This window comes from Candidatus Accumulibacter aalborgensis, from assembly GCF_900089955.1.
Taxonomy (GTDB): domain Bacteria; phylum Pseudomonadota; class Gammaproteobacteria; order Burkholderiales; family Rhodocyclaceae; genus Accumulibacter; species Accumulibacter aalborgensis.
Genome location: NZ_FLQX01000137.1, coordinates 1 through 15201, shown reverse-complemented (window position 1 = coordinate 15201; position 15201 = coordinate 1). Strand labels below are relative to the sequence as shown.

The window sequence follows — 15201 nt, the reverse complement described above, 5'->3', positions numbered from 1 at the left end:
ACACGGTTAGATGCGATTGCCCTTCGAGGAATTGCAACTCTCACAGAGCAACTGTAGGTTCCTTATTGTGTTGCTGCCGCCACGCGAAAAAGGAACGATGTGATCGAAACAGAGCTTTTCCTTTGTGCCGCACTCTACGCAACGACCGCCGTCTCGCTGCCACACCTCGCGCTGAACCGCTCTTGGGATTGCTTCACGACGTTGAGGCTGTTCCTTGGCTGGCGGCATGCGCGCGACATCAACAGCGACCGGAGATTGAGGTTCCGCAGGATATGCTTTGACTTCTGGAAGAGGCATTGCATCACGGAATGCTTTGATGAATGACACGGTGTCGTTTAGTTCAGATTCGGTTCGGAGAAGTAACTTGAGCGCGGGGAACCCGCGCCCCAAGCCCGGCGATGGATAGGTATTGCTGTGGCGCCCGGCTTCGCCTGGGTACTCAAGCGCAATTTCTGGAATTGGCTGTCCATCAGGAGGGTACGGAAGCCAAATAAATGCGCCTTGCTCTCGGTTGGGTTGGTCAATCTGAAGAACAACACCAAGGTCATGGCGCGCATTCCACGCTATGACCTTGACGGTTTCTCGTGATGGCGCGCCAAAGTTTTCGGTAAGGACTTCAATGGCCCGTGACATCAGCTTGTTTTTCAGATCTTCGTGCATTCCGTATTCCTGTGAAGTGGCGATTCGTTTCGTGGAACGTGATGTAGCAACCCTACTTGACGCAAAGCTTTGCGTCACTATACTGTATGAATATACAGACATCGACAAACTTCCAACCGAAACAAGGAGGTATGGCATGGGCACGTTCACTAAAAATTCCGACAATTGCGTCAATGCCAACGGCACCGCACGACCCCCGAAACGGCTCCTTGAGCAGCTCAGCGACCGCATCCGTTTCAAGCACTATAGCATACGGACGGAGCAGGCTTACGGGGACTGGGTGCGGCGTTTCGTCCTTTTCCACGGCAAGCGTCATCCACGGGAAATGGGAGCGCGCGAGGTGGAAGCGTTTCTCACCCACCTCGCGGTCGAGGGCAGGGTCTCTGCATCAACACAGAATCAGGCCAAGAGCGCCCTCCTGTTTCTCTACAAGGAGGTGCTCGAGACTGAGCTGCCGTGGCTGGATGAGGTCGAGTCGGCGAAGGCCAGCAAACGCCTGCCCGTCGTACTGACACCCGAAGAAGTACAGCGCCTGCTGGCGCCAATCGACGGAACCCCAGGCCTGATCCTCAGGCTGCTTTACGGTACCGGCATGCGCATCATGGAGTGCCTGCGACTGCGTGTGAAGGACGTGGACTTCGCTCGCAGCGAAATTCTGGTGCGCGAAGGAAAAGGGTTCAAGGATCGGGTGACGATGCTACCCGAGGAGCTGCTGACTCCGCTCAGGGATCATCTCCTGCGAGTGAAGGCTTTGCATGAGGCGGACGTTGCTGCCGGCTTCGGCGAAGTGTATTTGCCCTGGGCGCTGGAGCGAAAGTACCCGAATGCGGCACGTGAATGGGCGTGGCGTTCGGAGTCCGCTCGACGCGCTGGTGTAGAATGCGGGGCTGTTACGCTCACTGGCACGGGTCTCCAGCTCCGCAGGTCGGGTTGGCGCAGCCCTTGGGCGTTGCTCAGGACAGGCGTAAGCGGCTGCTTTTGGAGCAGGTTGTTGGGTTACGGCCTGCGGCCTGACCCAACGACGCTACGACGCTGCTCTGTTTGCACGCCCGGCGGCCCATGTAGTTCGCTTTTGCCGCCGAGCACAACCACCCAGGAGATATCGCATGCTTCAGCTCAAACCCCTCGATGAGTACGTTCCGATCTTTCAGCAGATCAGCGCCGATGTCTCGCCGGTCGTCCTGTTGAATGTCTTCCAGGCCGCAGCAGAAGACATTCCGGCCCTCCTGAAAGCCTGGGAAGCGGACGCCAACTGGATGAAGCAGCAGCCAGGCTACATCTCGACCCAGCTCCATCAAGGCATTGCCGGCAGCACGGTATTCATGAACTACGCCGTGTGGGAGTCAGTGGCCCATTTTCGGGCGGCGTTCACCCATCCGGAGTTCAAGGAGTCTCTCGCGCACTACCCGTCGAGTGCCGTGGCGTCACCCCATCTCTTCACACGGATTACGGTGCCCAATCTATGCGTCGGTCCGTAGCCCGGCGGCATCGCCATTGCAGCGCGCCAGCGGTCTCAGGGCTGCTGGCTCTCGAGCGTGAAAGCGGCACCCTGATCGAGCCCGAGAACGTCGACCAGCCAGGGCATCACTTCCTGTAGCGTCGCCTGCAGAGTCCATGGCGGGTTGATCACGAAGAGGCCGCTGCCGTGCATCCCGAAACCGTCCGCGGCCGGCGTCTTGATGCGCAGCGCGACGTGCAGCCAGTTTTTGACCGGCAAGCGCTTCAGACGCGGCGGCAGGTCGTGTGCTTCAAGCCGCGTCAGTTGGGGATACCACAGCAGGTAGGTGCCGCCGGGGAAACGCAACAGGCTGTCCTTGAGAGCAACGACGACCCGCTCGTAATCGCGCTTTTCTTCATACGCCGGGTCGATCAACACCAGCGCGCGCCTCGACGGCGGCGGCAACACGGCCTTCAGCGCAGCAAAACCGTCGCTGTGCTCAACGAGCACGCGTTTGCCAGCGTCTGCGCAATTCTCGCGCAGGCGAAGAACGTCCCTGCTGTGCAGTTCATAAAGCCGCAAGCGGTCGTCGGCACGCATCGTCGCCAGCGCCAGGCAAGGCGAACCGGGGTAGGTCTGCAACCTGCCGTCCGGATTCATGCCGCGCACCAGATCAAGATAATCGGCCACCGCCGGCGGCAGCACCTTGCGCCCCCAGAGCCGGCCGACGCCTTCCCTGTGCTCGGCGAGCTTGACCGCCTGCGCCGAATCGAGCGCGTAACGACCGGCGCCGGCATGCGTGTCGACGTACCAGAAAGCTTTGTCCTTCTGCCCCAGGTAGCGCGTCAACTGGACCAGCACCAGATGTTTGAGGACGTCGGCGTGGTTACCGGCGTGAAAACCATGACGATAGCTGAGCATCGGCTAGCGCCCTGTCGCGCTGGCGGCGAGAACCGGCGGCAAGCGGCTTAGCCCGGCGGCGGCAGGATCTTGCCGTCGGTGCTGAACTGGTAATCCTGGAAAATGTGCGCGGCGTTCAGCAACTGCCAGGTGCCGTCCGGCAAGCGTCGTGAGGTATCCTTGAGGCGATAGGCATAGTGACCACAGGTCCAACAGTCGAAGTTGCGCATTTGTGTGCACAGACAGGTCTTGTCCTTGACCGACAGCCGCTTGACGCCGGGGTTGGCCGCCACCTCGCGGTTGTAGGCCGAAATGTAGGCACAACTGCCATTGCTGTCGAGCAGATAGCCATAGGCCTCGCAATTGGGTCGAATCCCGTCACCAATCGCCGGACTGCTGCTCAGCATGCGCATCGGGTAGCCGGTGGGCGAAATCTGGTTGACTTCGATCTGCTCTTCGGTGGCTTCGAAATAGCGCTGCTTGACGTCCTCAGGCAGCCCGCACTCGCGCGACACCGTAAACCGTGTCGCCACCTGCACGGCGGCCGCACCCTGGTCGAGAAACGAGACCGCGTCGCTGCCGGTGAAAATCCCGCCGGCCGGGACCAGGGGAATATCGAGGTGCTCAGCCTGCAGATGGCGGTGAATCTCGCTGAAAATGGTGGCCAGATCATATTGTTCCCAATCCATGCCGAAACCCAGGTGGCCGCCGGCCAGAGGCCCTTCAACCACCACATAGTCGGGCAGTCGATTGGTCCTGGCGGTCTTGCGCAGGAACAATTGCAGCGCGCGCAGCGAGGAAACGATGATCCCCAGCTTGGCATCCCGAAAACGGGGATGGTCCTCGATCAGCGCGAAGGAGCCGAGATGGAGCCCTGCCGCCAGCGTGATGCCGTCGACTCCGGCATCGAGCGCCGCCGTCATGCGCACGCGCAGCGTCTCGCGCGGCGCGTTCATGGTCAGCTTCTCCATGCAGTTGACGAAAATAAGACCTTCGCCGCGTTTCGCCTCCATGGTCCTGCCGACGTGCATCGCGGTCGCCTCGGCAAGTTGTCCGAGATCGAAGCGAACCATCGACTTGTCGGTATTGGCGACGTTGAATTTGTACTGCTTGAGCTTGTCCTTGACGAACTTGGCGTTGAAGCGCCGATCGGCAACGGTATTGACCATGGCATCGGAAATATGGCCGATCCCTCCCAGCCGCGCAGCTTCGAGGGCCAGCTCGGCGGTCGAAATATCGACGCCCATGCCGCCGATCATGATCGGCACCAGTTGCTTGTTGCCGAACTGCAAACGGAAATCATCAACGCGCTTCATCCATGTCCTTCCCGACCCAGGCCAGCCTCCTCAGCTCGCCCGACAGGTGATTACCGCAATCGCCCAAGTGCGGCATTATCGCTCATCACAAGCGTACATGGCTTGCCGGATGCAAGGAAATCGCCGTCCGGGGCTACGCCGCGGCAAATCCCACACGACCAGCCAGGCCGCCGGTCGCCACGTGTATCATGGTCGACCCTGACCCTGCTCACTGGAAGCCAGTCATGTCCGACGGTTGCCCTCACGACGATCCACCCTCCCCGGCCCGCGACATCGGCATTCCACGCCAGCGCGCTTTCGATCCGGCCGCTTTCGAGCGCGCAGTCGGCGACCTGCTCACAGCCTGCGGTATTGCACCCGATGCCGCGCATATGGGGCGCACGCCGCAGCGCGTCCGCGAACTCTGGCAACGCCGCCTGCTCGGTGGCTACGACCTCGACCCGGCGGCGGCGCTCGGCGAGGGATTTGCCGACCCGCGCAGCGACCTGGTGATCGTCCGCGGGATTGCCGTCCATGGCGTCTGCCCGCACCACCTGGTTCCTTTTCGAGGCCTCGCCCATGTCGCCTATCTACCCGGCGGTCGGCTGCACGGCTTTGGCCGCATCGCGCGGCTGGTCGACGCCATCGGCCACCGCTTTACCTACCAGGAATGGATGACGCGCGACATCGCCGAAGCACTGATGGAACACGGCAAGGCGCGCGGTGCCGCCTGTGTCGTCGAAGCCGAGCAGTTGTGCCTGCTGCTCGGCGAAGACCGCCGCGGCGACGAGCGCGTGATTACCCAATCGTTCATCGGCGAGTTTGAACACTCAGCGCAGTTGAAGAACCAGTTCCTGCGCGCCATCTCCGGCGCTCGCCGCGGCGGCTGACCCGACAACAATCAGCCAGTCGTAGGTTGGGTTAGGCCGCAGGCCGTAACCCAACATCCGGAACCGAAAGCTCAACCGCCGAGCAGCGTCAGCGCCAGCGGCGTCGTCAGCGCCGCCAGCGCGGTCGATAGCACCATGCTGCTCGCCACCGGCCCTTCGAGGGTCTTGAACTGACGCGACATCAGATAGACATTGACGCCAACGGCCAGCGAGGCGAGCAGGACCACGACCCGGGTTTCCATCGCCGGCAGACCGATCAGACGCGCCAGCAGCCAGACGACCAGTGGCTGCACGATCAACTTCAGGACACTGATCGCGACGCTGATCCGCCAGCCGTCGCCGACACCGTATTCGGCCAGCCCCATGCCGAGCGCAATCAGCGCCATCGGCGCCGCCGCCTGGCCGACCATTCCCAGCGGTAGCGCGACGAGCGTCGGCAGCGGCAGACCGGCGAGCCCGAACAGCGTTCCCGAGAGGATGGCGGCGACAATCGGATTGGTCAGCACGCCGCGCGCCGTCTTGGCGAAACCCTGCATCGAGAAGCTGCCGTGCTGCGCCCACTCGATCGACACGGTGAGCAGCGTCCACAGGATCAGCGCGTTGAACACCAGCACCAGGGCCACCGACGGCAGCGCCGCGTCGCCGAGAGCGACCTTCGCCAGCGGTACGCCGAGCAGCACGTTGTTCGAGAACACTCCACCGAGCGCAAACACCGACTGCCCGACTCCGTCCAGCGCGAAAACCTGCCAGGCGACCAGACGGCCGATCACGAAAACGATCAGGCAACCGCCGAAAAAAGCGATCAACAGACGCGCATCGACCGGTGGTAACTGCGAAAAATCGCTCATCATGCGAAAGAGCATCGCCGGCAGGGCGACCGAAAAAACGAAGCGCGACAGATTATCGGACATCGCCTGCGGCCAGCCGAAGCCGCGCATCAAGACGTAGCCGACCAGCACCAGGACGAACAGCGGTGCGGCCAGCTCGACGTGGTGGACAAAAGTATTCATCCGCGGTGGCCGGCGCCGCTCAGTCGAGGAAGCGTGGCGGCCGTTGCTCGCGCATGGCGGTCATCGTCTCGTCGAGGTCGGCCGACATCAGCATCGCCGCGTTCCAGGTCGCGACATGGTTGAGGCCATCGGCCACGCTATGGTCACGACCGTAGTTGAGCATTTCCTTGCTGCCGCGAATGGCCAGCGGGGACTTCGCAGCGATCGTCTGCGCGATCCGGCGGACCCCTTCGATCAGCGCCTCGGGCGTCGCGAAGACCTGATTGACCAGCCCGATCAGCCTGGCCTCGGCACCATCGACGCTGCGGCCGGTATAGGCCAGCTCGCGCGCGACACCATCCGGGATGAGCCGCGGCAGACGCTGCAGCGTGCCGACGTCGGCGGTCATCCCGACGTCGATTTCGCGCACCGAAAACTGCACCTCGGCGGCCGCGTAGCGCATGTCGCAGCAGGTCACCAGGTCGATCGCGCCGCCTATGCAGGCGCCCTGAATCGCCGCCAGCACCGGCTTGCGGCAACGCTCGACCGACGACAGGCAGTCCTGCAGATCGAGGATCAGCCGCCGCAAGGCCTCGCGACCGCGCGCCGGGTCAGCGTGCGCGACCAACTGCCCGACCCCGGCGAGCATCGCCAGGTCGATACCGGCACAGAAATTCCGGCCGGCGCCGGTCAGGATGGCGACGCGAACTTCAGGCGTCGCGTCGGCCCAGTTGAAGGCCGTGCGCAGCTCCTGCCACATCGCCTCGTTGATCGCATTCGAGCGCTGCGGACGATTGAGACGGATTTCGGCAACGCCCTCGTCCAGTTCGATGGCAATCGTCGTCAACGGTGGGATGGCGATGCTCATTGGTTCTCCTGGGGAATTTTTTCAGTGGCGACACCGGCACGGTGACGCTGTCTGGTTCGCAGTTTAGTGGAATTTCAGCATGATCGGCCAAAGCAACCGTTTCGCCTCGCCCGCGTTCCCACCAGGACATCGGGGCATCGCGAAACGCCGCACAGAGTACGATAATCCGAAATCCCATTTGAGCTTTTCTCCCATGCGCCTGCTCCTCGTCGAAGACCATTCCGAACTGGCCCGATGGCTACTCGACTGGCTGACCCACTCGGGCTATATCGTGGAGCACCTCAATCGTGGTGACCAGGCCGATCTCGCGCTGGCGACCAACCGCTACGACCTGGTCATCCTCGACCTGTCGCTGCCCAAACTGGACGGGATCGAAGTCCTGCAGCGCCTGCGCCGGCGTGGCGACACCACTCCGGTATTGGTCCTGACGGCACGAGGAACCAAGGACGATCGCGTCCTCGGCCTCAACCTGGGCGCCGACGACTATTTGCCCAAACCCTTCGAACTGGACGAACTCGAAGCGCGCATCAAGGCACTCTTGCGACGCGCCAGTGGGCAGACGCCGCAGATGAAGATTGGCAAATTGACGCTGGATACGCTGACCCGCGAGGTCTCGCTGGCGGGCAGGCCCCTGCTTCTCACGCCGCGCGAACTGGCGCTGTTGGAGGTCCTGGCAGCGCGGCTAGGGCGTCCGGTGGCGCGCGAAGCGGTATTCAACCGGGTGTTCGAATTCGACTCCGAAGCACGTATCGAGAGCATCGAAATCCATGTGCATCGCCTGCGCAAGAAACTCGAAGGTTCGGGGGCAGCGATCACCACCTTGCGCGGTCTGGGCTATGCCTTATCGGTCGAGCCATGAAGTTCCCGCGCGAATCGGGCCAGGCTCGGTCGATCAAGCCATGACCAGCCTCAAGGGCAGAGTGGCACTCTGGCTGTTGCCGCCGCTCTTCTTGCTGCTCGCGGCGAACGCCGTGTCGTCCTATCGTGGCGCACGTGAAGCAGCCGATCTCGCTTACGACCGCTCACTGCAGATGGCACTCATGTTCCTTGGCGAGCACCTTACGACATCTGGAGAGACGGCGACCTGGGATCTACCGCGCTCCATCCGCGAGGTGTTGGGGAAAGGTGCCGGGAGGGAAGGTGCCGGACGGGATGACGAGTGCGTGTTCTTCGCGGTGATCGCTCCGGACGGGCGTAGCCTCGCGGGGGAAAACGACTTGCCGATACCGCAGCCGAATGCCGACGGGACGATCCGCTTCGCCAACGCCCGTTATCGCGGGAAGGCGGTGCGCGTCGCGTCGATAGGCATTCGATCGAAACACCTGACGGCGACGGACGGTGCCGGCTTGCTCCTCGAGGTGGTGTTGGTGGAAGACGCGGGAGCACGGGTCGCGCTTGCACATCAGATGTTCTATGCCGACTTGCTTCGCCACCTCGCCTTGGCGGCGTTCAGCGTGGCGCTCGCGTGGCTGGGGCTTGCCGCTGCCTTGCGCTCTCTGTGTCGTCTGAGCGAACCTCTCGCCAGGCGCGAGGCTGAGGATCTGGCGCCTCTGGCCACTGACGGCCTGCCGAGGGAAGTCCATCCGCTGATCGAGGCAATCAACCGCCATCTGGCGCGACTCGCCGATCTCCTGGAGACCAGTCGGCGCTTCGCCGCCGATGTCGCCCATCAGTTGCGCACGCCACTCACCCTGCTCGGTGCTCAGGCGCAGTACGGATTGCGCCAGAAGGACACTGAGGAAATGCGCCGCATCATCGAAGGCATCGTCGCTGCGTCGCGAAGCGCTCAGCGCCTGTGCAACCAGATGCTGTCGCTATCGCGCATCGAGGCGGCGAAGGGATTGATGAAGGGCGGCGTTCGTCTCGACCTCGCCGCCCTGTTGCGCGAAACCGCCCTGGACCTGGGCGTGCTGGCGCTCGAAAAGCAAATTGACCTGACCTATGCGGACACCGGCCGAGCCGTACCTGTCATCGGCAACGAAGTCATGCTGCGCGAACTCTTCTCCAACCTGATCGACAACGCGCTGCGCTACACGCCCGACGGCGGGCGGGTTGGCATTACCGCCGACATCGAGGGTGAAATGGCGCGGGTGACCGTCACCGACACGGGCCCCGGCATCGCCCCCGCCGCGCGCGCGACACTGTTCAAGCGCTTTCACCGCCGGTTCGACCGGAGCGGGGCGGAAGGATCGGGTCTGGGTCTGGCCATCGTGCACCAGATTTGCCTGGCGCACGGCGGCATGGTGGAACTGGGCGACGGCGCCGAGGAACAGGGGCTATCAGTCAATGTGCGCCTGCCGGTTTCGGCCGATCCGGCCACGGACGAATGAAAGGATATTGAAAGGCGGGCGGTTTTCAATCACGGTTGCGGTACCCCACCAGCCAACAACCGGAGACCTGCCATGAAAAGCAATCGAATCCATCGCCTGTTGCAACTTTTCTGTTTCGCGCTCGCCAGTCTGCTGGCTTTCGCCGTCCAGGCAGAAGAGAAGCTCTACGTCTATACCTCGATGAAGGAATCGCTGATCGGAGAGATAAAAAAGGCTTTTGCCGCCAGGCATCCCGAAGTCAAGATGGACTACCAGTCCGCCGGCGCCGGCAAGTTGATGGCCAAGATCGCCGCTGAGCGCGAGTCCGGCAAACTCCTCGCGGATATCTTATGGACCAGCGAAGTGCCGGACTTTTATCAACTCAAGGCGCAAGGGGTATGGCAGCCCTATGTGCCGAAAGAGATCAAGGCGCTGGAGAATCCACTGCCGGATTACGACGGGTCCTTCACCGCGGTGCGACTGGGTACGCTGGGAATTGCCTACAACACGCGTCTCATCAAGGAAGCGCCGAAAACCTGGGCCGATGTCCAGAAACCGCAGTTCAAGGGTGCCTACGGCATCGCCAATCCGGCGCTGTCCGGCACCGCCTACATGAGCATTTCGCTGTTGGTCAAGGCCTTCGGCTGGCCGTACATCGAGGGCTTGCGCGCCAATGGCGCCAGAATGGGCAAGGGTTCGGGGCAGGTGGTTGACGATACCGCCTCCGGCGACCTGCTCGCCAGTCTGGCCGTGGATTACATCACGCTCGACAAAATGGACAAAGGGGCCACCCTGGCCCTGGTCTATCCGCCGGAGATGCTGGTCATTCCCAGTCCGATCGCCATTTTCAAGAGCAGCCCGAATACCGAGGCGGCGAGGAAATTTGTCGACTTCGTGCTGTCCAGGGAAGGCCAGACGATCGTCGCCAACGAAGGCACGCTGCCAGTGCGCAGCGATGTCAAGGTGCCGGATCGCTTCCATCTGCCGCCGGTGAGCGACGCGCTGAAGCGTGCCATCAGGATTGACTACAAGCAGTTGATGGCGGACAAGGAAGCCACCATCAAGAAGTTCACCGCCATCATGCAGAAGTAGGCGGCGGCGTCATCATGAGCGCCATTCGGATCGAGGGCATCGCCAAGTCCTATGGCAGCCACAGCGTGCTGGCCGAACTCGACCTGAGGGTCGCGGCAGGCGAGTGCTTCACGCTGCTGGGGCCTTCGGGTTGCGGCAAGACGGTGCTGATGCGACTCCTGGCCGGCTTTGAAACCCCGGACGCTGGCCGCATCGTCATCGACGATACGGTCGTCGCCGACGCCGGCGTGTGTGTCCCTCCCGATAGACGTGGCATCGGCATGGTGTTTCAGGACTACGCGGTCTGGCCGCACATGACGGTGCGCGACAACGTCGCCTATCCCTTGAAACTGGCCAGATTTTCGGCTGCTGAGCGGGAGGAACGAACGCAGGCCGCGATCGCGCAGGTGGGGCTTGCCGGACTTGAGCAACGCATGCCCGCGCAGCTTTCCGGCGGCCAACAGCAGCGCGTCGCGTTGGCACGCGCGCTGGTTTCCAAACCTGCGTTCCTGCTGCTAGACGAACCGCTCAACAACCTCGACGCCAATCTGCGCGAGGAAATGCGCTTCGAGATTCGCGAACTCCAGCAGCGACTGGGTATTACCGTCATCTATGTGACGCACGACCAGGAAATCGCGCTGGCCATCTCCGACCGTCTGGCCGTAATGGACGAAACAGGACGCCTGCGGCAAATCGGCGCGCCAAGCGAGTTGTTCGATCACCCTGTTGACGCCTATATCTACCGCTTTCTCGGCGTGGCGAACTTCATTGCGCTGCGGAAAGTCGCCCAAGTCTGGTCCTTGCCCGACGGCATCACCGAATGGGTAGGTCGGCCGCCGGACCCGAACGGCGATCACATCACGGCCGGTTTTCGCCCGCACGATGTGCTTCTCTCCCGCGGCGGCGAAGGCCTGCCTGGTGTCGTGCGCCGGGCAAGTTTTCTCGGTTCGCAGGTCGATTATCTGATCGAGGTCGGTGGCGTGACTTTGCGCGCCGCGACCGATAGCCGCCACGCCCGGGGCGACGGACAGAGGTTTCGCGACGGCGAAGCCTGCCGCATTGGCTTTCACGCCGTGCAATGGTTTGACGAGATCTTGCCGGAAGGCAATGCCAGAGGAGCAGCACATGCTTAGCAAGGCCGCGTCACGTTTTGGCACGCCGCAGATTCTCTTCGGCCTGGCGGTCGGCAGTCTGGTCATCTTTGTTGCCGTGCCGGTGCTGCTGATCTTTGTCAACGCGCTGTGGGTGGACGGTGGTCTGAATGTCGTCGATCTGGTCAATGTCCTGAGCGAGCCGGATACCTACCAGGCGCTGCTCAACTCGCTGATTCTCGCCTCTGGCGTGACGGTCACCGGCACCCTCGTCGGCACCTTTTTCGCCTGGTTGGTAACGCGCACCAACCTTCCTTACAAGGGCACCATGAAGCTCCTCTTTCTGGTGCCATTCATGCTGCCCTCATTTATTGGCGCTCTCGCCTGGAAAATGCTGCTCTCGCCCCGCGCCGGCTACATCAACCGCTTCTTCATGGATCAGCTGGGCTTCGATTCGCCGATCTTCGACATCTATTCCTACCTCGGCATCATCGCGGTCGAGACCATGTACCTCTTCCCCTTCGTCTTCATCCAGGTCAGCGGCGCACTGGAGCGCATGGATCCGACCCTGGAAGAGGCGGCGCGCATCTCTGGCGCCGATCTCTTCACCATTACCCGCAAGATCACCATTCCGCTGGTGTTGCCGTCGATTCTTTCTGGGTCGCTCCTGATCATGCTGTACTCGATGGCGCATTTCGGCACCGTCGCCGTACTGGGCAGCGAAGCCGGCATCTACAACATTCCCACCTTGATCTACGAGCGCATCCATCAAAGCGGCGGCAGTTTCGCCGCCATCCGCACCGGCACGGTGCTGTCCACGGTACTGGTGATCACTGCCGCGTTGATCATCTGGCTACAGAACAGAGTGCTCGCACGCGGGCGCTACCAGATCATCGCCGGCAAGAGTTTCCGGCCGGCCGAATTGAAGCTGCGCGGGCTACGCATCCCGCTGCTCTGCCTCTGCATCGCTTATATCGGCTTCACCATCGTGCTGCCCACGGTCACCATCTTCATGGTCGGCGGCTTGAACACCTATGGCCTGCCCTTCACGCTGGAGAACATGACGCTGAACAACTATCGCCACATCCTCTTCGAGTGGGATCTCACGCGCGACGCAATCTGGAACAGCGTCAGCCTCGGACTGGCCTCCGCCCTGATCACCATGTTCGCCGGCGTCATCATCTCCTATGTGATCGTCAAGATGAAGGTGCGCGGCAAGGGGCTGCTCGAATTCCTCGGCATGCTGCCCTTTTCGGTGCCCGGCTCGGTGATTGCACTGGGCGTGATCCTCGCCTGGAGCGGTCGCTTCGGCGTGAATATCTACAACACCGTGTGGATCATTCTGGTGGCCTATATCGCCCGCTACATGGCCTTTTCGCTGAAGGCCAACTCGGCGGCGCTGGAGCAGGTGCACGATTCACTGGTGGAAGCCGCGCGTGCCTCTGGCGCCACCCTGTGGCAGGCACTGCGGGATATCGTCATCCCCCTCGTGCGCCCCGGCATGGTGGCCGCGTTCTTCCTCATCTTTCTCCCCGCCTTGCGCGAACTGACGGTTTCGGTGCTGCTCTACGGCCCGACCAGTCGCACCATCGGTGTCGCGATCTATACCTTGAACGAGGACGGCGAAACGGTGTACTCCGCAGCCATGGCCGGAATCGCGCTGATCATCATCGTCACCGCCGAGGTGGTGGTCAAGCGCTTCTTCAAAGTCAGCCAGTAGGAGCCCCATGTCTTCTCTCAAACTACGCCAGATCGGCAAGCGTTTCGGCAATGTGGTCGCCGTCTCCGGCCTTGACCTCGAAGTCGCGCGTGGCGAGTGTGTCGCCTTGCTGGGTCCGTCGGGCTGCGGCAAGACCACGACTTTGCGCATGGTAGCCGGCTTCGAGGATATCGACGAAGGCGAAATCGAGGCCGGCGACAAGTTACTCTCGTCAAAAGAACGCAACTACTATCTACCACCGGAACAACGCGACTTCGGCATGGTCTTTCAGGCGTTTGCCGTCTGGCCACACCTGTCCGTTCATGAAAACGTCGCCTTCCCCTTGCGCGTCAGGAAGCTGCCTGCCGCCGAAATCGAGCGCCGCGTGCGTGCGGCGCTGGCGCACACCGATCTTCTCGCTGTCGCCGCCTCCCGCCCCGACGACCTGTCCGGTGGCGGCAAACAGCGCGTGGCGCTGGCGCGTGCGCTGGCCATACAGCCGGCGGTGATGCTGCTTGACGAGCCGCTCTCCAGTCTCGATCCGCATTTTCGCGAGGAGATGCGCTTCGAGATCAAGGATATCCAGCGTCGGCTGGGGTTTTCCATGCTCTACGTCACGCACGACCAGTCCGAGGCGATGGCCTTGTCGGATCGCATACTGGTCATGAAAAACGGCGTGGTGCAACAGGTCGGTAGCCCGAGGGAGGTCTATTACCGTCCGGCCAATCGCTTCGTGTTCGGCTTCATCGGGCTATCGAGCTTTCTGCGCGCGAGCTTCGCTGGCGGCGGTATCCGGGTTGGCGATGTGCCGATGCCGCTTGCTGTCGCGGGAGACGCCCCGGCGGGACTCGTCGGCACCGGTGAAGCCGTGCTGGCGGTGCGGCCGGCCGATGTGGATTTCGTTTCCGAAGGTGGCCTGCGCGGCGTCGCGCGCCGCCGCGCCTTCCTTGGCGAGATCGTCGATTATCAAATCGCCATCGGCACTCAGGCACTACGCGTGCAGAAGTTGCGGCACGAAACCGGCCCGCACGTCGGCGAAAACTGCGATGTGACATTCGCCGACTCGAATTGGTATCCGATGTCCGACGCGGGTGAATAGCAGAATGGGGTCCTCACAGCGGCAGGTCACGCCACGCAGGACACGGCCGCTGCGGACACCACAACGACAGGAGCGACAATGGCTGAATTTACTGACTGGTCCGTTCAGGCGATAGCCCTTTGGCGGCGGGTGTCCGCCTATTCCTTCGAGAACCCGGAAGACGGTCTCGATCTGACTCGCCGCCTGGCGCGTGAGCAGGGTTGGACCATCGAGCGAGCGCGCGGCGCGATCCATGAGTACCGCGGCTTCTGCTTCCTCTGTGGTATCGCCGACGGACCCTTGACGCCGAGCCCGGAGGTCGACGAGGTTTGGCACCTGCACCTCATCCATACGCGCGATTACTGGCAGCAGTTTTGCCCACAAGTGCTCGGCATCGCCCTGCACCATGGGCCGACCCGGGGTGGGCAGGCCGAGCGGCGGCGTTACTGCGAGCAGTACGCCCGCACCCTGGCCTCCTACGAACGCTGGTTTGGTCCACCACCGCTCGACTTCTGGCCTGCAAATCGAGAGCGCTTCGCCAACCCGGCGCGGATGAGGCGGGTCGACCTGCGTCGCCACCTAATCGTGCCACGCCCGCGTCTGCCAAACCGGCGCTGGTTGGTAGTGATAGGTGGCCTGCTCGCCGGCGCCTTGGCAACAGGAACAGCAGCCGCGCTCTCGTCCATCGCCCCGGAAAGGACTTGGCGGTTCCCCTTCATGGTCATCGCCTTCATTTTCGTTATTGTGGTCTGGCTCAGTTCCTCATTGGGAGGCGACTCCGACGGTAGCGACGGTAGCGACGGTAGCGACGATGGGGGCGATGGGGGCTGCGGCGGCTGCGACTGTGGCTGAGTAATCGTTTAGCCCCCCGCTCGCCGGCACCGCCCCTCAATCAGGCGGCAGCCGGTAGCGG

General features: G+C 62.5%; 15 protein-coding genes. 10 read left to right on the top strand and 5 right to left on the bottom strand.

The genetic code is table 11. The features are described 5' to 3' along the window. Positions 1-6: 6 nt before the first annotated feature. Entirely contained in the window at positions 7-660 is a 654-nt protein-coding gene (locus ACCAA_RS16535; protein WP_186408356.1) for an HNH endonuclease, read from the bottom strand. A 136-nt stretch (positions 661-796) separates the two neighbouring features. On the opposite strand from ACCAA_RS16535, the gene ACCAA_RS16530 reads away from it, so the two are divergent. Both ACCAA_RS16530 and ACCAA_RS16525 read left to right on the top strand, forming a co-directional pair. Continuing rightward, positions 797-1792, top strand: a complete 996-nt coding sequence (locus ACCAA_RS16530; protein WP_245754625.1) for an integron integrase — start codon at positions 797-799, stop codon at positions 1790-1792. Further along, positions 1767-2138: an antibiotic biosynthesis monooxygenase family protein gene (locus ACCAA_RS16525; RefSeq protein WP_186408355.1), complete on the top strand. Its 372-nt coding sequence runs from the start codon at positions 1767-1769 to the stop codon at positions 2136-2138. Before ACCAA_RS16530 ends, ACCAA_RS16525 begins: the two co-directional genes overlap by 26 nt. 35 nt (positions 2139-2173) lie before the next feature. On the opposite strand, the gene ACCAA_RS16520 is transcribed toward ACCAA_RS16525, so the two are convergent. Further along, a complete protein-coding gene (locus ACCAA_RS16520; protein WP_186408354.1) occupies positions 2174-3019 on the bottom strand; it encodes a 23S rRNA (adenine(2030)-N(6))-methyltransferase RlmJ in 846 nt (281 codons plus the stop codon). A 47-nt stretch (positions 3020-3066) separates the two neighbouring features. Then, positions 3067-4314 (bottom strand): nitronate monooxygenase, encoded by a 1248-nt coding sequence (locus tag ACCAA_RS16515; protein ID WP_186408353.1) that lies wholly within the window; start codon positions 4312-4314, stop codon positions 3067-3069. A 224-nt stretch (positions 4315-4538) separates the two neighbouring features. Here ACCAA_RS16515 and folE point away from each other — a divergent pair, with 224 nt between their 5' ends. Then, positions 4539-5183, top strand: coding sequence for a GTP cyclohydrolase I FolE (gene folE, locus ACCAA_RS16510; RefSeq protein WP_186408352.1), 645 nt, complete (start codon positions 4539-4541; stop codon positions 5181-5183). Positions 5184-5254: 71 nt separating this feature from the next. Here the strand turns inward: folE and ACCAA_RS16505 are convergent, their stop codons facing one another. After that, positions 5255-6193, bottom strand: a complete 939-nt coding sequence (locus ACCAA_RS16505) for an AEC family transporter (RefSeq protein ID WP_186408351.1) — start codon at positions 6191-6193, stop codon at positions 5255-5257. Between the two features lie 19 nt (positions 6194-6212). Beyond that, positions 6213-7040: a crotonase/enoyl-CoA hydratase family protein gene (locus tag ACCAA_RS16500; protein ID WP_186408350.1), complete on the bottom strand. Its 828-nt coding sequence runs from the start codon at positions 7038-7040 to the stop codon at positions 6213-6215. Between the two features lie 193 nt (positions 7041-7233). Between ACCAA_RS16500 and ACCAA_RS16495 the strand changes: the two genes are divergently transcribed. From ACCAA_RS16495 to ACCAA_RS16465, 7 genes are all read left to right on the top strand, one after another. Then, entirely contained in the window at positions 7234-7899 is a 666-nt protein-coding gene (locus ACCAA_RS16495; RefSeq protein ID WP_186408349.1) for a response regulator, read from the top strand. Positions 7900-7939: 40 nt separating this feature from the next. Beyond that, the gene (locus ACCAA_RS16490) at positions 7940-9370 is read left to right on the top strand and encodes a sensor histidine kinase (protein WP_186408348.1); all 1431 of its coding nucleotides are present in this window, start codon (positions 7940-7942) and stop codon (positions 9368-9370) included. A gap of 72 nt (positions 9371-9442) precedes the next feature. Then, positions 9443-10441 carry an ABC transporter substrate-binding protein gene (locus tag ACCAA_RS16485; RefSeq protein ID WP_186408347.1) on the top strand — a complete coding sequence of 333 codons (999 nt, stop codon included), beginning with the start codon at positions 9443-9445 and terminating at the stop codon, positions 10439-10441. Between the two features lie 14 nt (positions 10442-10455). Further along, positions 10456-11553, top strand: a complete 1098-nt coding sequence (locus tag ACCAA_RS16480) for an ABC transporter ATP-binding protein (protein WP_186408346.1) — start codon at positions 10456-10458, stop codon at positions 11551-11553. Beyond that, positions 11546-13231, top strand: coding sequence for an ABC transporter permease (locus ACCAA_RS16475; RefSeq protein WP_186408345.1), 1686 nt, complete (start codon positions 11546-11548; stop codon positions 13229-13231). The genes ACCAA_RS16480 and ACCAA_RS16475 overlap by 8 nt, the downstream gene beginning before the upstream one ends. Before the next feature lie 7 nt (positions 13232-13238). Further along, positions 13239-14309 (top strand): ABC transporter ATP-binding protein, encoded by a 1071-nt coding sequence (locus tag ACCAA_RS16470; protein ID WP_186408344.1) that lies wholly within the window; start codon positions 13239-13241, stop codon positions 14307-14309. A gap of 78 nt (positions 14310-14387) precedes the next feature. Further along, the gene (locus ACCAA_RS16465) at positions 14388-15140 is read left to right on the top strand and encodes a glycine-rich domain-containing protein (protein ID WP_186408343.1); all 753 of its coding nucleotides are present in this window, start codon (positions 14388-14390) and stop codon (positions 15138-15140) included. The last annotated feature ends 61 nt before the right edge of the window (positions 15141-15201 follow it).